Source organism: Melittangium boletus DSM 14713 (assembly GCF_002305855.1).
GTDB lineage: Bacteria > Myxococcota > Myxococcia > Myxococcales > Myxococcaceae > Cystobacter > Cystobacter boletus.
Genome location: NZ_CP022163.1, coordinates 6,573,611 through 6,592,569, shown reverse-complemented (window position 1 = coordinate 6,592,569; position 18,959 = coordinate 6,573,611). Strand labels below are relative to the sequence as shown.

The window sequence follows — 18,959 nt, the reverse complement described above, 5'->3', positions numbered from 1 at the left end:
GGGAAGAAGGGAAGGCACCACCCGGGCGCCTTCCCTTCCCCGCCGTCACGAGGCTCAGCGCGGGTAGAACGTCTCGCGCGCCTTCACCTTCTCCACGAGCAGGGGCGCGGGAGCGAAGCGCTCGCCATACTTGTCGTGGTAGTGCTCCAGGCGCCGCAAGAGCTCCGCGGGCCCGAGGCTGTCCGCGTAGCGGAAGGGCCCTCCGAGGAAGGGCGGGAAGCCGAGGCCGAAGATGGCCCCCACGTCGCCGTCCCGCGCGCTGCGCAGGATCCCCTCCCCCAGGCAGCGCACCGCCTCGTTCACCATCTGCAGGGCGCAGCGCTCGGCCATCTCGCGCGCGTCCAGGCTCTTGCGGTTCTTGCCGTGCGGCAGCAGCTCGTAGACGGAGGGGTCCACCTCCTTCTTCTTCTTGCCGTCGTAGGCGTAGAAGCCCTTCTGGTTCTTGCGGCCAAGCCGCCCATCGGCCACCACCTTCTCGAGCGCCTTGGGCGCGGCCATGCGCTTGCCGAAGGCGGCCTCCATGATGGGACCCACCTTCTGGGCCACGTCGATGCCCACTTCGTCCAGCAGGGTGATGGGGCCCACGGGGAAGCCGAAGTCCACGAGCGCCTTGTCCAGCTCGGCGATGTCGGCGCCCTCGGCCAACAGGTACGCGGCCTCGTTCATGTACGGCGCGAGGATGCGCGAGGTGTAGAAGCCCGGCCCGTCGTTGACGACGATGACCGTCTTGCCCTGCTTCTTGCCGATCTCCACGCACGTGGCCGTCACCCAGTCGGCGGTGCCCTTGTGGGTGATGATCTCCAGCAGGGGCATCTTGTGCACCGGGCTGAAGTAATGCATGCCAATCACCTGCGCGGGCCGGCGAGCGCCCTCGGCCAGCTGGGTGATGGGGATGCTGGAGGTGTTGGAGGCGAAGATGGCGTCGTCCCGCGTGACGGCCTCCACCTCGGCGAGGATGCGGCGCTTGAGGGCCAGGTCCTCGAACACGGCCTCGATGACCACGTCCACGCTCTTGAAGCCCGCGTAGTCGGTGCCACCGGTGACGAGCGCCATCTTCGCGGCGGACTCGCGCCACGTGAGCGAGCGGCGCTTCACGCGCTCATCGAGGATGCCCTGCACCTGCTTGAGCGCGCGGCCCACGCCCGCGTCATCCTTGTCCTTCACGCGCACCGGCACGCCCTGGATCGCGGAGCTGACATAGGCGATGCCACCGCCCATCAACCCCCCCCCGAGCACGCCCACCTTCTTCACCGCGCGCGGCTTCACGTCCGCCGCCGAGGTGCCGTTCTCCTTCTTGAGCGCGGTGGTGGCGAAGAAGATCTCCACCAGGCGCTTGGAGACATCGGACACCACCAGCTCCCCGAAGAACCGGGCCTCCGCCTCCAGACCCGCCGCGCGGCCGGACTCCAGACCGATGCGGATGGCCTCGAGCGCCTTCTCGGGCGCGGGGAACTTGCCGCGCGTCTTCTTGCGCAGCTGCTTGCGCGCCTGATCGAAGAGGATCTTCCGGCCGAGCGGGTTGTCCTCGAGCGCCACCTCGGCCCACATCTCCCGGTTGGCGAGCCCCTGGAGCAGTCCGCCCAGGCCCTTCTTGCTCTGCTGTGCCACCGCCTTGAGCCCCTGGCCGTGGGAGCGCTCCACCTTGAGCGTGCCCGCCGCCAGTTCCTTGGCCCGCCGCAGCGCCACCGAGCGCAGGAGCGGCACGGGGACCACCTCGTCCACGATGCCGAGCTTCTTGGCCTTGGAGGGCTTCACGTTCTTGCCCGCGAGGATGAGATCCAACGCGGCCTGCGCGCCGATGAGGGCGGGCAGACGCTGGGTGCCGCCCGCGCCGGGAAGGAGTCCCAGCTGCACCTCGGGAAGCCCGAGCGACGTCTTCGGGCTGTCGGTGGCGATGCGGTAGGAGCACGCGAGCGCCCACTCCAGACCGCCGCCCAGGCACGCGCCGTGGATGGCCGCCACCACGGGCTTGGAGAACGCCTCCAGCCGATCGAACTCCTTCTGCCCGGCGCGAGACGCGGCCGTGGCCTCCTCGGCCGTGCGCATCGTCTGCAGGAAATCGATCTTCGCGCCCGCGATGAAGCTGTCCTTCTTGCCCGAGGTGAAGACCACGGCCTTGACGGACGGATCCCGCTCCGCGCGCTCGAGCAGCGCGATGAAGGCCTCACCCGTCTTGGGCGAGAGCGTGTTCACCGGCTCGCCCTCCAGATCGATGACGATGAGCGCGACCCCCTCGTCCACCTGGTAGCCAAACCCGTTCTTCACCTCGACCTCTCGCGCAACCGTGGCAGCCATCACTCACGCTCCAGGACCACCGCGGCTCCGAGGCCACCGGCGGCGCAGACAGTGCACAGCACCGTGTTCTTGTTCTGACGCTTCAACTCGTGCAGGGCCTGGGTGACGATGCGCGCCCCCGTGGCCCCGAAGGGATGTCCGAGCGACAGCGAGCCACCGGACAGGTTCAACCGCGTCCGGTCCACCTCGCCCACCGGCGCGCTCCAGCCGGCCTTCTTGGCGAACTCCTTGGAGCCCAGGGCCTGGAGGTTGCTCGCCACCTGGGCGGCGAACGCCTCGTGCATCTCCACGAGATCGATGTCCCCGAGCGTCATGCCCGCGCGCTGCAGGGCGATGGGCGCCGCGTAGGCGGGACCCTGCAGCAACTGGTCCCCCGGATCCGTGGCGGCGAAGGCGTGCGAGCGCAGGTAGCCGAGCGGCGTGAGACCGAGCGCCTTGGCCTTCTCCTCGCTCATCATCAGGAGCACGCCGGCGCCATCGGTGAGGGGCGAGGAGTTGCCGGCGGTGATGGTGCCGTACTTGCGGTCGAACACGGGCTTGAGCTGGGACAGCGACTCCAGGCTCGTGTCCTCGCGCACGATGTTGTCCTTCCGCGCCACCTTCTCGTACTGGGGCGGCACCACCACGTGCATCACCTGCGAGTCGAAGAAGCCGTCCCGCCAGGCGCGCGCGGCGTTCTGGTGCGAGGCGAGCGCGATCTCATCCTGCTCCTTGCGCGAGATGCCATTCTCCTTGGCCATCTTCTCGGCGCTCTCGCCCATGGTCTGGCCGGTGGAGTACTCGGCGATGGCCGGGGGCACGGGCGCGAGGTCGCGCGGCTTGAGCGTCTGGAAGGCCTTGAGCTTGTCGCCGAGGTTGCGCGCCTTGGAGGCGGCCACGAGCGACTGGGCCAGGGGCCGGCTGGTGAAGATGGGCGCGTCCGACATGGACTCGGTGCCCCCGGCGAGCACCACATCCGCCTGGCCCAGGGCGATGGCGTTGGCCGCCGCCGTCATGGCCTGGATGGACGTGGCACAGGCGCGCGCCACGGTGAAGGCGTCGATCTTCCGGGGCAGCCCGGCGGCCAGCACCACCTCGCGCGCGATGGACGGCGCGGTGAGCGTGGGGATGACCTGGCCGAACACCACCTGGTCGATCTCGTTCGGATCGATCTCCGAGCGCTGCACGATCTCCTGGACCACCATGCGGCCCAGGTCCAACGCGGTGAGCTTCGCGAAGTCCGTGCCCGCCTTCGCGAAGGGCGTCCGCAATCCACGGACGATGGCCACCCTGCGGTGACCGTTGCGTTGCTGCTCGCGTGCCATGTGTGCCTCACCTTGTCCTGCGGGGTGAGGCGCTTCTAATGACGGGTGGTGCGGCGCGTCAACGGAAGATTGATTCTGGAATCAACGCCCTCCCCTGCCCTGTTCACTCGCTTGGAGGGGAGGCCCGCGGAGGGCTGTCGGCCACCGCACACTCCCAGCGGCTCAGGAGCCCTGACGCAGCGCGAAGCCGTGCTTGTGGACGGCGTCGACGAAGAACTTCGCGGCCTCCGGGTCCGTGGGCGGAAGGATGCCGTGGCCCAGGTTGCAGATGTGACCCACGGGGCCCGCGCGCTGGAGGATGTCCACCACGCGCGCCTCCAACTCCTCGCGAGGCAGGAAGAGGTGGAGCGGATCCAGGTTGCCCTGCACGGCCACGTCGGGGCCGAGCACGCGCCGGGCCTCGTCGATGGGGGTGCGCCAGTCCTGGCCGATGACGTCCGCGCCGGTGCGCTTGAGCAGGGGCAGGTGGTTGGACATGCCGGTGCCGAAGACGATGACGGGCACACCGCGCGCCTGCACCTCCTTCACCATGCGAGTGAGGTACGGCAGGCAGAAGCGCTCGTAGTCCCAGGGAGAGAGCTCCCCGCCCCACGAGTCGAAGATCTGAACGATGCTCGCGCCGGCCTCCACCTGCATGAGCAGGTAGGGAACGAGCGTGCGCGTGAGCTTCTCGAAGAGCGTGTGCACGAGCTGGGGCTGCTCGAAGAGCATCCGCTTGATGTGGATGTAGCTCTTGGAGCCGCCGCCCTCGACCATGTACGCGGCGAGGGTGAAGGGGGCGCCACAGAAGCCGATGACGGGCACCGAGTCATTGAGGGCGCGGCGGGTGCGGCGGATCGCCTCGGCGACGAAGCCGGTGCCCTCGACGGGGTCGGGGATGCCCAGCTTGTCGATGTCCGCGGCGGAGCGCAGGGGGTTGGGAAAATGAGGCCCCTTGTCGCCCAGCTCCAGCTCGATGCCCATGGCCTCCACGGGAATGAGGATGTCCGAGAAGATGATGGCGGCATCCACGCCCAGACGGGTGATGGGCTGGACGGTGACCTCGGCGGCCAGGTCCGGGTGCTTGCACAGGTCGAGGAAGGCGATGTTGCCGCGGATGGCCCGGTACTCGGGCAGGTAGCGGCCGGCCTGGCGCATGAGCCACACGGGGGTGGTGTCGGTGGGCTGGCGGCGCGCGGCGCGGAGGAGACGGTCGTTCAAGGCGGGGGCTCCGTGTCAGCCCGCCCTCCTCATCGGGGAGCGGGCGGGACCGAGGGTTGGCAGGAGGAATGGCCCCGGTCAACGCCCGAGTCGGGGAGCGCTGGAATGATTCGTCGCTGAAAAGCGTAGGCTTGACAGGGACGGATGCGGCCGATAAAAGCCGCCCCGTCGCAACGCGGTGACGCCCAGAAGGGCGGATAGCTCAGCGGTAGAGCGTCGCCCTTACAAGGCGAGGGTCACAGGTTCAATCCCTGTTCCGCCCAAGCAGTCGTACGGTTGTGGGGAGTTAGTTCAGTTGGTTAGAACGCCGGCCTGTCACGCCGGAGGCCACGGGTTCAAGTCCCGTACTCCTCGCCAAAGAGAAGCCCAGCAATCCGAAAGGGTTGCTGGGCTTTTTCTTTGTCCCGTGCCCTCTTTCCTGGCCACCATTGGGGAGTCCCGTCACCCCCTGCCAGAGGGTGCGCCGGACCTTGAGCTTGCCGCCGCGGCGCACCAACAAGCGCATCGCGACCTCCCATGATGGACACACATTCTTTCGATCCCTTTCCAGTTTTACATACACCGCGGCTCATCCTGCGCCGGCCCTGCGATGCGGATGCCGCCGCGCTGCTGCCCATGCGGTCCGATCCGGAAGTGATGCGCTACATCCCGCGGCCCATCGCGAAAAGCGAGGACGACGTGCGCGCCCTGCTGCACATGATGGGGGAAGCCCTACAAAAGGGCGAGCGCATCAACTGGGCGATGGAGTGGCGGGAAAGCGGCGAGGCCATCGGGCTGATCGGCTATGTAGACATCCTGCCGGAGCATCGCCGCGCCGAGGTGGGCTATTCCCTGCGGCGCGATTATCACCGCCGGGGCATCATGCGCGAAGCGCTGGCGGCTGTAGTGGACTACGGCTTTGAGCGCATGCACCTGCACACGATCCTGGCCATTACTGACGCCGACAACAACGCCTCCGGAAAGCTGCTGGAATCGGCCGGCTTCCGGGAAGAAGGCCGCTTCCGCGAAGATTGTTATTACAACGGCGCTTTCCGCAACTCGGTCTACTATGGACTGATGCGCACGGATAACCGGCGGACTGGAAACGGCTCATCTGTGACAAATGAGCCGGCATGATCCGCGCCGCGCCCGGCAGTACATTTTGCCGCTTGAGGCGTCGCGGCATTGCACGCGTGCTCAGCCTGGGGATGTCGCAGCTCACGGCCTTCTCGTGAGCTGCGCTTGACCGGGGAACGCGTGCCCCTCCAGCGGGCAATGGGCTACTTGAAGTCCCACTTCTGGTTCGACGTGCCGGTGCAGGTATAGATGCTCAGCTTGGCGTCGTCGTTGGCGTTGAACCCCTCGATGTCCACGCACTTGTTGGCGAGGTAGCTGACCAGGTCGCCCGCGGCGCTCAGCACGAAGTCCTGGGCGCGATTGCCGTTGCAGTTGGCGAGCTGGATACGGGTGCCGTTGGCCGTCGAGGCACCCGACACGTCCAGGCACTTGCCGCCAATCGTCAACCGCTCACCCGACCAGGTGAACAGCTGGGCGTTGGAGCCATTGCAGCCCCACATCCGCACCTGGACGCCATCGGCGAAGTTACCGTTGGGCACGTCGATGCACTTGCCGTTCATGCGCGAAACCAACCCCTTGGTGGCGCCGCTACCGCCACCGCTCGTGATGAGCGTGAGGCCGTACGCCCTGAGGATGGGATTGACGGGCTGGTAGAACGTCTGGGGGCTGGCGCTTTCGCAGCCGCCCGCGATGCCCGAGGTCACGCCCTGCGCCTGGTTGCCGGAGAGGACCGAGCCACCGGAATCTCCGGGGTTGGCGCACGCGTTGGTGCGCGCCAGGCCATAGACGGGGCCGTTGGAGTAGTTGACGGTGACGTTGGTGGCCTGAAGCGTGCCGCAGCGCCACTGGGTCGTCTGGCCGGAGCGGCAGATGGACGCGCCGATTCCCGCCTCGGTGGAGCCGGACACGAGCACGTTCGCGTTGCTGTAGTTATACACCCAGGGCCGTGGCGTCCACGAGCTGTTGGTCGCCACCCACGCCCAGTCATTGGTGGGGAAGGTCGAGGCCCGGAAGGTCCCCTGCGCCGTGCCATTGCCCGACTTGGTGGGGGCGCCCGCCGAACCACAGTGTCCCGCGGTGACGAAGCCGCCCTGCACGGAGAAACCCACCGAGCAGACGCCGTAGGAGCCATTGGCGCCATCACCGATGAGGTAGACCTCACCGCCGCGCAAGTCATACGCCGGGCGGGGGGCCTGGGTGGAGGCCTCCACGCGGACCATTCCGTCCTTGGCGCCGCTGCTCAGGGAGGCGAAGGCCTGGGCGCGCGAAGCCATCAGGCTCGTGCCACTCTCGGCCTGCACGACGACGCTGTTGGTGGCGACGTCCACGTACCAGGAGTGCACGGAGGAGGGGGCGCTCGCGGCGTTGCGGTCCAGATCCGCCATGGCGCGGTCCAGCTGCGCCTTGCTGTACTTGACGAGCCGCGGCTCGGCGCCAGCGCGACGAACGCGCGCGGCGCTGGCCTCGTCCGTGACAGCGACGATGAGCTGGGTGCCCTCCTCGTTCAGCCAGGACCCGCCAAAGCTCTCGCCCAGCTGCGCTCGCAGATCCTTCTCCATGGCCGGTGCGATCGCCTCGAACGCCAGCCGGCGCCGCAGCTGCTCCTCTCCGACATTCAGGTCACGACGCATCGCGGAGAACATCTCCCGCGCCGCCTCCGACTCGCTCACGCTCTCCTCGGAGGGAGCCGCATGGGCGGTGACCGGCAATCCATTCACGGCGGTGATGCTGGCGAACAACGCCGTCACGGTGGACAGCGCACTGCGCTTCAAGATCTTCATGTCTGTCTTCTCAAGGGGCAAAGGGCTATTTCCTCCGCGCCGAGTGACAGGGGGACGGGACGCGGAGAACGCGACGGACTATGGATCACCATCATCCAGCAAATCAAGAAAAACAAGTATACCCCAAAGGCAAAATATCGATGCGGATGGAAATGTTCAGTGGCGGAACATTTCGCCTCACGTGAGGGATTGGGGAGGTGCATCATCCGCGGCGGGAGCAACTGGGACGCATGGCGTCATCAGCTCAGGGCAAGGCAACCTCATCGCGCTTGTCGTCTTCACGGTTTATTGAAACGGGTTCAAGTCCCGTACTCCTCGCCAAGGAAAGCCCAGCAATCCGAAAGGGTTGCTGGACTTTTTCCTTTCTCTGGCCGAACGCGCGGCGTGGGACTACGTGAGGGGCAGTTCGAGGGTGGCCGTGGCTCCCCTACCCGGCCCCTCGCTCTCCAGGGAGAGACTGCCTCCGAGCATCTTCGCCGTGAGCGCGCTGGAGTGCAGGCCCAAGCCATGTCCACCCTCCCGGGTCGTGAAGCCCTGAGAGAAGAGCCGCTCGCGGATCTCCGGAGCGATGCCCATGCCATTGTCCACGATCTGGATCCGGGCCCTGTTGCCCTCCGCGTCGAGCTGAACGTGCAGGAGGCGCTGCCGCGAAGGGAGGGCGAGCATGGCGTTCTTGGCGTTGCTGATGAGATTGACGAGGATCTGCACCACCTTGTGCTTATCGAGCCTCACCCTGAGCAGGGGCGGGAGCTCCCGGGTGAGGGTGATGCCGTGGCGTTGGAGGGAGGGCAGCTGGATGCTCAGGGCCTCGTCGATGAGCCGCGGGAGATCGCACTCCTCGAGGACGAGCGTGTTGCGCGCGTAGATTTGCTGGACCTGGACGATCGCGCGGATGTGCTCGATGTGCTTGCCCATGGCGCCCATGCTCTCCTGGAGCGTCTTCTGCTCACGGAGCAGCTCGTCGCCGAGCGCGGAGAGATAGGAAGGCAGCTGGGTTCCGCGCGGATCGCGGGTGAGGAAGTCCACCAGCCCACCGGAGTGCTCCTCGAGGAGGATGCTGGCCTGCTTGACCCGGCCCACGCGTGAGGCATTCACCGTCTCGACCATGGTCTGGAGGTTGATGACGGCGCTGGTGAGGACGTTGCCGACGTTGTGCAGCACGTTGGCGGCGACCTCGGCCATGCCGGCCCCGCGCGCGGAATCCACCAGGCGAGCCTGGGCCTGCTTGAGCTCGCGCGTGCGCTCCTCCACGCGCTTCTCCAGCTCTTCATTGGCACCGCGCAGCGCGGCCTCCGCGCGCTGGACCTCGGCGTAGAGCTGGGCGTTCTCGAGGGAAATGACGGCCTGGGAGGCGAGGTGTTCGAGCAGCGTGAGGCGGGAGGGGGTGAAGGCGTTGGTGGCCAGTCCGTTCTCCAGGTACAGCACGCCGCGGAAGTCCTCCTGGCGCAGCAGGGGCAGGCAGAGCACGGAGCGGGCGCCGCCGTGCTCGAGCCAGCGATCGGACGAGAAGGGATGGGGCTGGGAGGCATCGCCGAGGAGCACGTGCTCGCGGGTCCTCCTGACGTAGGAAAGGAGGGTCCAGGGCAGCCGGGAGTCGTCCGGCGGGGAGGCGGAGTCCTCCGGCGAAGTGCCCACGAGGGCGACCACGGAGAGCGTGTCGCCGCGAGGCAGCAAAAGGGCGCCACGCTGGGCCCCGGCGTTCTCGAGGGCGGCGCGCAGCAGCGTGGCCGCCAGCCGCTCGAGGACGATCTCGCGGGAGATGGCCTGCTGGGCCTTGACGAGGGTGAGTGCGTCGATCTGCGTGGAGTCCGTATCGGTGGCGGTCTCCGCGGGTGACAGGGAGGCGGCCAGGTGTGGCCACTCGGAGTCCAGGTGCTTCACCCTGCCCCTGGCGCCCCAGCGCAGCCATGCCTCCCGGGCCCTGCGGGCGCAGGTGTCGGCGAGGGTCGGCACCTTCCGCTCGTACAAGAAGCGGGCGGTGAGTTCGCTGGCCAGGGCGACGTTCTGGATGAAGCCGTGCTCCTGGGCGGACTGGTGTGCTTCCTCGTAGGCGCGCAGGGCATCGCCTTCCCGGTCCGCGATGCGGGCCAGCTCCCCGGACACCATCCGCTCGGGGGCGCGGAAGGTCGCGGGCTGGTGGCTGGCCCATTCGGCGAGCTGTTGCTGGTGCTCGTGGAGGGCCGCCAGGGCCTGGGGCCGTTCATCGGGAGCCATCTTCCCGTAGCAGGCCGCCAGGGTCAGGGCGCGGAAGAGGTGGAAGTCCAGGAGCTGGATCTGGCCGAGCGAGGACCAGGCCAGCTCGGCGGCCCGGGCCCCCGCCTCGCGCGCCTCGGCGTAGGCGCCACTCAGGAAGCGCGCCTGCATCTTGAAGAGCCAGTACCAGCACCGCATGGTGCTCATCCGGGCGGGGGTCAGCCCGGCCTCGAAGGACTTCTCGTCGAAGTCCTCCCCGTTCAGCGAGCCGAACGACGGGGAGAGGCCGCGCAGCTGCTGCACGTAGCGCTGGATGTGGATGAGGACGAACTGCATGTCTGGAAAGCCCGTCTTGCGCAGGAAGGCCAGACGCGCGACCGACTCCTGGTAGACGTCCTCCAGGTCGTGCCCCAGCGTGAGCCGGAGCGAGACGATGTGGCTGCAGCAGAAGCTCGCGATCTGGTGCTCACTGGCCTGGAGCGAGTGGTGGAAGCCCCGGCGGACGAGCTCCAGGCTGTCTGGAAGGGGCTGGGTCCAGTTGTTGATGACCTCCTGGATGTAGAGGATCCTGCCGCGGATGGCGGACAAGTCGTGGCGTTCGACGAGGGCCCAGGCGAGCTGACCGAAGGCGTAGGCGTCCCGGTACCGTTTGAAGATGGGGCCCAGCACCACGCCGTACCAGGCATACGCGTGCGCGGACGAGGCGTTGTTGCCATGCCGGATGCTCAGGGAGACCATCCGGCACAGGATGACGATGAGCAGGTGGTGGTTGGTGAAGTACGCTGGCGCGCTCAGGGAGCCGAGCACGCTCATCACCGCCTCCATGTCCGGATCCGTCATGAGCGGCATGTCGACGAGCCTCTCGATGGGACGCTCCCCCAGCAGGGCCCACACCTCCTCGTTGGCCGCCACGACCTCCTCCCAGGCCGGGCGCGGGGAGAGGGGCAGACCCATCTGGGCCAGGCACTCCACGAGGCAGGCCATGGCCTGAGGGATCTCGCTGGCGGCGACGTGGAGGTGGCTCCTCAAGCGGTAGACGGCCGCCGTGTCCGCGCGGGTGCTGGCCCGGGGCCGGAGCTCCTCCACCAGCCGGCGTGCCTCGGCGGCGTTCCCAGTCATGAACTCGCAGGTGGCCCGGTCGAGCTGGATCTTGAAGGCCCACTGGGGCTCGGTTTCCCAGGGGTCTCCCGGGAACAGTTGGAAGGCCGTGGTGAGATAGGCGACGGCGGAGCGGAACGCGGTGGAGTCCTTGGCCTTGCGTCCAGCCTCGGCGTTCAGGATCGCCACGCGCAGCCGCTCCTCGGCGGTCTCGATCAGCTCCGCTCCGGCGCTGAGATGGCTCACGACGTCGAAGAGCTTCTCCCGCACCGATTCCGGCGGCAGGCTCTCCAACAGCCACCGGCCAATGCGCAGGTGGACAGCCTTGCGCTCCTGCTCGGGGACGAGGGCGTGGGCCGCCTGCTGGATGCGGTCGTGGAGGAAGCGGTACTGATCCGGACTGGCACGCACCAGCATGCCTTCCCGGAGCGCGGGCTCCAGGCCCTGTTCCACCGCGGAGGGCTCCGGCAGGTGGGAGAGGAGGCCGAGCATCTGGAGCGGGAACGAGTTGCCGGCACAGGCCGCGAGCCGCAGCAGGTGCTGGGTGCCCATGGGCAGCTGGCGCAGCTTGTCGGCCATGAAGTCGACGACGTTGTCGGAGTAGCCCCTGGCCCGGGTGGCCTCCGCGTTCCAGGACCAGGGGCCTTCGGGGGTGCGGACCAGGAGCCCGTCCTGGTGGAGCGTCCGCAGGAACTGCAAGAGGAAGAAGGGGTTGCCTCCGGTCTTCTCGCGAGCCAAGGCCGAGAGCGGCTCGATGACCTCCGCCCCCGCTCCGGGGAGCGTGTCGGCGACAAGCTGCCGCACCTCATCGAGGCTCAGCGGCTCGAGCTGGAGGGCGGTCACCCGCGCACCGGTCTTGCGCAACGCCTCCAGGGTATTCGTCAACGGGTGGGTGGGGCCGACCTCGTTGTCGCGGAAGGCCCCAATGAGCAGGACCGGAGGTGTCTCCGGATGGAAGAGCAGGTGATGAAGGAACTGGAGGCTGGCCAGGTCCGCCCACTGCAAGTCATCCATGAAGAGGACGAGGGGGTGCTCGGAAGTGGCGAAGACACCGAGGAACTCGCGGAAGACGCGGTGGAAACGGTGCTGAGCCTCGGAGGGAGGCAGCTCCTGGACCGGGGGCTGCTTGCCGACGACGAGTCCGAGCTGGGGCATCACGTCCACGAGGACCTGGCCCTGTCCCTCCCAGGCCTCGTTCAGTTGCGAGCACCAACGGGCCAGCTCCTCGTTGGTGCTCGCCAGCAGCTGTTGCGTCAGGCCGCGGATGGCCTGGGCCAGGGTGGCGTAGGGGATGTCCTGCTGGAACTGCTCGAACTTGCCGCTGAGGAAGAAGCCGCGCTGGCGCACCACGGGCTTGTGCAGCTCGTTGACCAGGGAGGATTTGCCAATGCCAGAGTACCCGTGGACCAGGATGAGCTCGGGCCGCCCGTTGCGCGCCACGCGCTCGAAGCCCTGGCGCAAGGCCGCGACCTCGGCACCCCGCCCATAGAGGCCTTGGGGGAGCTGGAAGTGGATGGGGTCGTCGTGCACGCCGAGGGGAAAGTCCTCGTGCACGCCCCGGCGCAGGTTGTCCCGGCACCGCTCGAGGTCCGCGATGAGTCCGTCGGCGCTCTGGTAGCGCTCCTCGGCGACCTTGGCCAGCAGCTTGAGGACGATGGCGGAGAGGACGGAAGGCAGACCCGGCACCCGCTCCAGCGGGGGTTGGGGGGCTTGTGCCATGTGCGCATGGAACCACTCGAGTGCGTCGCGCCCGTGAAAGGGGCGGCTGCCCGTCAGCAGCTCGTAGAGGGTGACACCCAGCGAGTAGAGGTCGGTGCGGTAGTCCACCGGGCGGTTCATGCGCCCGGTCTGCTCGGGGGACATGTAGGCCAGGGTGCCCTCGATGAGAGCACCGGGGGCCGCATCCACGTGCTCGACGAGCTGAAGGGTGGCGGTGCCGAAATCGATGAGCCGGGTGTCGCCCGAGGGAGTGACGATGATGTTGGAGGGCTTGAGATCCTTGTGGATGACACCGCGGCGGTGGATCTCGGCCAGGGTGGCGGTCAGGGAGAGGGCCAGCTCCAGGGCGCGGACCACCTCGAAGGGACGGCCGGTGAGCTCCGACAGGGGAGTCCCCTCCACCACCTCCAGCAGAAGCACTGGGCGCTCATGGAACCGTTCGCAAGCATGGACGCGGGTGACCCCGCGCACGTCCCGGAGCCGCTGGAGGATGCTGAACTCACGGCGGTAGCGCTCGAGCTCTCGCGGGCCCAGGAAGGTGGCCAAGGGCGTCTTGAGGATGAGGGGGAGGCCATCGGCATCGCGCACCGCGTGGAAGAGCAGGTTGGTGCGGGTGGCCTTGATGGCCCCTCGAAGGGTGTAGCCAGGAAGATGCAACATGCCTTGATGGAACAACGCGGGCCCGGGAGAGGAGGGAACGACATGGAGGCGGCCGACTGTCTGATCCATCCATCCAACTGGACTCCATCGGGCTTTTCAGCCTGAGCGGTGCGCTAGGGACAGAGCCGCTCGACCGACTTGATCCGCACCGCTCCGTCGACGTTCGGGTCGTTGGTCTGGTCGCCGATGGCGATGGTACCATTCGCCGCGAAGTTGTTCCGCGTGAGCTTCGGGACGCCGTCGATGCTCACCGTCGCCACCTTCGCCGCGTCCACTGAGAGTTCGTAGACATGATACGCGTTGTCGGTCACCGGGAACGCCGCGGACTGCGTGTCGTCCGCCCAGCCGATCGCCCCGCTGTCGAGGTAGATCATCTGCGAACGATCCACGGCCTGGCCGGCGGGCGGCGTGAAGCTCCCGAGGATGGCCGCGCCGCTGTCCAACTGGTTGTGGTTTTTCACCGACTCGACCAGCATGGTCACGCGGAGCGCGAACGGCTTCGTCCCATCGAGCGAGTTCGCCCGCATGATGAGCAACTGCCCGCTCGTTCGCCCGCCGCTGTTCGTCGATGTCGCGAGGCGAACGTAGTCCGCGCCGTACGTGAGCGTGTTGGGCGCCTGCGCGGCTGTCGTCCAGCCTTGCGCCGTGATGTCGTCGCCACCGACCAGCAGCGGAACGCTCGCGCGCGCCGTCCACTGCGTCGTCGACGTCTCTGGCACGCACGCTTCGCAGGCGTTCGCCGGGTTCGGAGCACCCTCGGCATGGACCACGCCGTCGATGAAGCACTTCGGGGTGCACACGCCTGCCGAGCAGACCTGACCCGGACTGCATGGCGTCCCGTCAGTGCGTTGCGTCCACGCGGTCGCGGACGTCTCCGGCGTGCACTGCTCGCACGCATTCGCCGCGTTCACCGCCCCGGCGGTGACCTGCTCGCCGTCGATCTGACAGAGCGCCACACAGACGCCACCCTCACACGCCTCGCCAGTCGCGCACGCCTTATCGCAACCACCGCAGTGCATTGGGTCGCTCACGGTGCTCACGCAGGCGCCGCCGCACAGCTCGACGCCGACGCTGTTGCACATCACCGGCACAGAGGCGTCGGGTGTGTCGACGGGGGGAGAGGTGGAAGTGTCGTCGCAAGCCGTGACGAAGCCGAGCACGACGATGGAGGAGAGAGCGATGGAGCGAATGGATGGCATTGAGCCCGCCATTCTACTTGACCCCATGCCCCCGCGACGTGTGATGCGGCCACGGGCAGGACCGCATGTGTCTCCAGCGCATTTTTCCAGAGGGGAACACTTCAACTCCCGCTCGATCGCGAGGACTACCCAGCGGAGATTGCCGTGCGGCACCTGCTGACCTGAGCCGACGACGCTCCTCCACACCTCACACAGGCGAACCGTCCAGCGCGACCTTGGAGGTGCTGCCGGGCTGATAGGCTCCGGTGAATGCCTCGTTACGCCACCATCGACGTAGGGACCAACGCGGTCCTCCTGCTCGTCGCCGACCGACAGCCCGATGGCCGCTTCCAGGCCGTCCGCGAGCGCGCTGACATCACCCGCCTGGGGCGGGGCGTGGACAAGAGCCGCCGCCTCTCGCCCGAGGGCATGGAGGAGACCCTTCAGGTGCTCTCCGATTTCGCCTTCGAGGCCCGGAGCCTCGGCGCGGAGGCCCTCGCCGTGTCCGCCACCAGCGCCGCGCGCGACGCGGAGAACGGTGCCGAGTTCCTCTCCGCCGCCCAACAACGCGCCGGCGTCACCGTGGACATCATCTCCGGCCAAATGGAGGCGCAGCTGTGCTTCACCTCGGCCTACGCGGACTTCGGGCGTGACGCCTCGGGTCCCCTCGTGGTGATGGATACCGGCGGCGGCTCCACCGAGTTCATCTACGGCGACACCCAGGGCCGCGTGACCTTCTGCCACAGCTTCGATGTGGGCTCGGTGCGCATGACCGAGCGCTACGTGACGTCGGATCCGCTGACCGCCGAGGACCGGACCCGCGTGGAGGCCCACCTGCGTGAGACGTTCTCCGCCTTGCCCCCCTTCCCTCCGGGCGCCCAGCTCGTGGGCATGTCCGGCACGGTGACGACGCTCTTCGCCGTGCAGCACGCCATCGATCCGTACGACTCCAAGCGCGTGCACGGCGGCACCCTCCTGCGCGTCCAATTGGAGGCACTGGCGGACAAGCTGTGCGGGTTGCCGCTCGCCGAGCGCCAGAAACTGCCCGGCATCCAGCCCAAGCGCGAGGACGTGATTCCCGCTGGCTGCCTCATCCTGCTCGAGGGCCTTCGGGCACTCGGGCTCGACCGCTGCCTCGTGAGCGACCGGGGCCTGTGTTGGGGCCTGCTCGCGCACCATTTCGGAGCCACCTGAGACAAAGAGGGTGTCCCGTACTCCTCGCCAAGAGAAGGGTCCAGAATCGAAAGATTCCGGGCCCTTCTTCTTGTCTCACCATGCCCTTTCCCCGCTGCGTCCGACAGAACGTGCGGCCCCCACAGCGCGCGGCGGCGAATCCTCTGGTACTCCAGTGCTCACGGCCCGCACACTCCGCGCGGCGTCCCACTCGAGGAAGAAACCCATGGCGGCGAATGAAATCGACTGGCTTCTGGATGGCTTCCGCGTCTTCAAGCGGCACCACTACTCCCACTCCCCCGAGTTGCTCCGTCGGCTGACCACCGAAGGGCAATCGCCCAAGGTGGCGGTGGTGGCCTGCTGCGACTCGCGCGTGGATCCAGCCATCATCCTGGACGCCGCTCCGGGAGATCTCTTCGTCATCCGCAACGTGGCCAACCTGGTGCCTCCGTGCGAGTCGGGCGGCAAGTACCATGGCACCAGCGCCGCGCTGGAGTTCGCCGTGCGGGGGCTCGAGGTCTCCCAGATCATCGTGCTGGGGCACTTCGGGTGCGGTGGCATCCGGGCGCTCATCGAGGGCTCGCCCTGGGTGCACAAGGAAGCGCACTTCCTCGCGCCGTGGATCACCATGGCCTCCGAGGCGCGGGACCGGGCGCTCGCCGAGGTGGGGAACGTGGACGGCGAGGCACGGCAGCGGGCCTGCGAGAAGCGCGGGGTGGTCGCCTCGCTCGACAACCTGATGACCTTCCCCTGGATCCAGCGCCGCGTGCAGGCGGACAAGCTGACCCTCCACGGGTGGTACTTCGATCTCGAGGCGATGGCGCTCATGCGCTACGACCCCGCCGCGGACGGCTTTGCCCCGCTCGCCTGAGAGGGTGTTGAACCAGGGCGAGCATGCACGGCCCGCGCGAGGTCGGTCCCTCCGGTCCGGCGCCACCGGCCCGTGACGTCAAGCCAGCCCACCGTCATTGCATCCGGTGACTTGCCCGGCGGATGCTCTGGACCATGACCAAGCGCGTACTGCTGCTCGGCGTCCTGATGCTCACCGGATGCAAAGAGGACGGAGGGGGAACGACGGATGGCGGGGTGCCAGCCTCCGCCTCCGCGTGCGAGGTCCAGGAACTGCTGGCCACGCGCTGCACAAGCTGCCACGGGGCGGTGCCCAGCGCGGGGGCGCCCATGTCGCTCGCCACGTTGCAGGCGATGCGGACCCCCGCGGCCAGTGACAGCACCCAGACGAACGCCGAGCGGGCCCTGCTCCGCATGCGGGATGCCGTGAAGCCCATGCCCCCCTCGCCCGAGACCCCGGCCACACAACGGGAGGTGGCCGTCCTCGCGGCCTGGGTCGCCGAGGGCATGCCTTCCTGCGGGGAGACCTCCTCCGACGGTGGGACGACCCCCCTCCCCTCCCCCAACCTCATCCCTCAGGACGAACTCTTCGCCTGCACCCCCGGCGTCGTGTCGGACGCGCCCACGCGGCTGCGCCGACTCAACCGCTGGGAGTGGACACGCAACGTGGGTGGGGCCGTCACGCGGAGCTGGACCGGCTTCAGCTTCTACGACAACCCCTTCGACCCCAGCGCCGGCGAGCAGTACAGCACCTGGGCCACCGACGAGACCTTGGACGAGGCCACGGTGGAGCTCTTCCTTCCCATCGTCGCCGAGGCAGGTTCCCCGTGGGCCGGGCCGTACACCGGGAGCAACCGCCTCGAGTGGGTGCGCGAGGACGTTTCCCTGCGCTGCATGTTCCACGACAACCGGCCCTCGGCCGCGTGCGTCCGGAACTTCGTCTCCGTCTTCCTCGAGCGCGGGGTGCTCCACCGCCCGCCGCGCACCGACGAGGTGGATCGCCTGCGGGCCTTCGCCACCACCGTGCTCTCGCAGGAGTCGGGCACCGGGGAGGCCATCCGCACGGCATCCATCGTCCGCGTCTCCAATGCCGCGTGGTTGACGACGGGTGCGCTCTTCCGCGAGGAACTCGGGACACAGGAGGCCGGTCGCGCGGAGCTCGGCCCGTGGGAGCTCGCGCAGCAGCTCTCCTATGCCGTGGGCAGCCGCGCGCCCGGCGCGACACCGCTCTGGACCTGGCCCTACTACTCCGCCGGTCCCGACGGACACCTGGCGGACATCACCGCGGCCGCGCGCGATGGCAGCATCCGCGACGACACCACGGTCGAGCGCCTCTTCCGCCGCAACGCGGGAGGCACGGATCCGACGCGCTTCGACCTGGTGCAGGACTACAACAGCGAGCTGTGGCGCACGCGCCGTGGCCAGTACTGGCTCGCGGACGGCCTGTCCGGCTTCTTCCGTGAGTGGCTGGGCTACGCCCACGTCGCCAGCGTCTTCAAGGAGCGTCCCTCGGCGACCTCGGCCTGGGATGACAATGGAGGTCCCATCAGCGGCACCAGCGAGATGTCGTTCGGGAACCTGATGTCCGGCTACTACGGATACGAGTCGACGATGGTGCAGCAACTGGACGACCTCGTCGCGCGGGTCGTGGTGGCCGACGTGGACGTGCTCGAGACCCTGCTCACCACGCGGACGTTCTTCCTGGCCTCGACGGTCAACGTCGCGAACTACGAGAACACGGTGCGCTACACCGGTCATCCCTATGGCACCGAGCAGACCATCGCCGACACCCAGGCCGCTCGCTGGGTGACGCTGCCCGCCAAGGAGCGCGCTGGCGTGCTGACCCACCCGGCCTGGCTGGGCGCGCATGGAGGCAACTTCGAGGACGACCCCTCCGCCGTCCACCGCGGCAAGTGGATCCGCGAGAACCTGCTCTGCGATTGGGTGCCGCCGCTCAGCTCGGTCAAGGTCGTGGCCCAGGTTGGTCCGCACGCCCCGGACAAGAACGCGCGCCGCCGCCTCGAGGAGGCCACGGCGAGCACGGCCTGCCAGGGCTGCCACGTGCTGATGAACCCGCTCGGCCTCCCCTTCGAGACCTACAACCACGCCGGCTACCTCCGGCGGCGGGATCACGCGCCGGACGGCGGCTGGAGCCCGCCGGATGGGACCTCGGTCCTCACCGGGATGCCCGACCCGGCGCTCAACGGACCGGTGCGCGATGCCGTGGAGCTGAGCGAGAAGCTGGCCGGCTCGCGGCACGTGAAGCGCTGCTTCGTGCGCCAGGCCTTCCGCTACTACGTGGGCCGCCCCGAGAACCAGACCGATGCCTGCACGCTCACGCAGATGGAGCAGGCGTATGACGCGAACAACGGATCCTTCCTGTCCATGGTGGGTGCGTTGATGAAGAGCGAGACGTGGAAGACGCGGCGCGTGCCCGGAGAGGCGGAGTGACC

The 18,959-nt window shown here is 68.2% G+C and carries 10 protein-coding genes and 2 tRNA genes; 6 read left to right on the top strand and 6 right to left on the bottom strand.

The window, feature by feature from the left end; all coding sequences use genetic code 11:
- Positions 1–54 precede the first annotated feature (54 nt).
- The 3 genes from fadJ to hemE form a co-directional block, all read right to left on the bottom strand.
- Entirely contained in the window at positions 55–2,295 is a 2,241-nt protein-coding gene (fadJ, locus tag MEBOL_RS27560; protein WP_095980243.1) for a fatty acid oxidation complex subunit alpha FadJ, read from the bottom strand.
- On the bottom strand, positions 2,295–3,599 hold the full coding sequence (fadI, locus tag MEBOL_RS27555) for an acetyl-CoA C-acyltransferase FadI (RefSeq protein ID WP_095980242.1): 1,305 nt from the start codon (positions 3,597–3,599) through the stop codon (positions 2,295–2,297). The genes fadJ and fadI overlap by 1 nt, the downstream gene beginning before the upstream one ends.
- 162 nt (positions 3,600–3,761) lie before the next feature.
- The gene (gene hemE, locus MEBOL_RS27550) at positions 3,762–4,799 is read right to left on the bottom strand and encodes a uroporphyrinogen decarboxylase (RefSeq protein ID WP_095980241.1); all 1,038 of its coding nucleotides are present in this window, start codon (positions 4,797–4,799) and stop codon (positions 3,762–3,764) included.
- 191 nt (positions 4,800–4,990) lie between these two features.
- On the opposite strand from hemE, the gene MEBOL_RS27545 reads away from it, so the two are divergent.
- From MEBOL_RS27545 to MEBOL_RS27535, 3 genes are all read left to right on the top strand, one after another.
- Positions 4,991–5,062: transfer RNA gene (locus MEBOL_RS27545), tRNA-Val, on the top strand.
- A 17-nt stretch (positions 5,063–5,079) separates the two neighbouring features.
- A tRNA-Asp gene (locus MEBOL_RS27540) sits at positions 5,080–5,156 on the top strand.
- A gap of 159 nt (positions 5,157–5,315) precedes the next feature.
- Complete coding sequence (locus tag MEBOL_RS27535; protein ID WP_095980240.1) at positions 5,316–5,915, top strand: GNAT family N-acetyltransferase; 600 nt, start codon at positions 5,316–5,318, stop codon at positions 5,913–5,915.
- Between the two features lie 143 nt (positions 5,916–6,058).
- Here the strand turns inward: MEBOL_RS27535 and MEBOL_RS27530 are convergent, their stop codons facing one another.
- The 3 genes from MEBOL_RS27530 to MEBOL_RS27520 all read right to left on the bottom strand — a co-directional run bounded on the left by MEBOL_RS27530 (position 6,059) and on the right by MEBOL_RS27520 (position 14,505).
- Complete coding sequence (locus MEBOL_RS27530; protein ID WP_095980239.1) at positions 6,059–7,636, bottom strand: S1 family peptidase; 1,578 nt, start codon at positions 7,634–7,636, stop codon at positions 6,059–6,061.
- 390 nt (positions 7,637–8,026) lie between these two features.
- Positions 8,027–13,306 carry a trifunctional serine/threonine-protein kinase/ATP-binding protein/sensor histidine kinase gene (locus MEBOL_RS27525; protein WP_095983041.1) on the bottom strand — a complete coding sequence of 1,760 codons (5,280 nt, stop codon included), beginning with the start codon at positions 13,304–13,306 and terminating at the stop codon, positions 8,027–8,029.
- A 113-nt stretch (positions 13,307–13,419) separates the two neighbouring features.
- Positions 13,420–14,505, bottom strand: coding sequence for a hypothetical protein (locus MEBOL_RS27520; RefSeq protein ID WP_095980238.1), 1,086 nt, complete (start codon positions 14,503–14,505; stop codon positions 13,420–13,422).
- Positions 14,506–14,754: 249 nt separating this feature from the next.
- Between MEBOL_RS27520 and MEBOL_RS27515 the strand changes: the two genes are divergently transcribed.
- The 3 genes from MEBOL_RS27515 to MEBOL_RS27505 all read left to right on the top strand — a co-directional run bounded on the left by MEBOL_RS27515 (position 14,755) and on the right by MEBOL_RS27505 (position 18,957).
- Positions 14,755–15,678, top strand: a complete 924-nt coding sequence (locus MEBOL_RS27515) for a Ppx/GppA phosphatase family protein (protein ID WP_095980237.1) — start codon at positions 14,755–14,757, stop codon at positions 15,676–15,678.
- A gap of 205 nt (positions 15,679–15,883) precedes the next feature.
- Entirely contained in the window at positions 15,884–16,528 is a 645-nt protein-coding gene (locus tag MEBOL_RS27510) for a carbonic anhydrase (protein WP_095980236.1), read from the top strand.
- 134 nt (positions 16,529–16,662) lie between these two features.
- Positions 16,663–18,957 carry a DUF1588 domain-containing protein gene (locus MEBOL_RS27505; protein WP_095983040.1) on the top strand — a complete coding sequence of 765 codons (2,295 nt, stop codon included), beginning with the start codon at positions 16,663–16,665 and terminating at the stop codon, positions 18,955–18,957.
- The last annotated feature ends 2 nt before the right edge of the window (positions 18,958–18,959 follow it).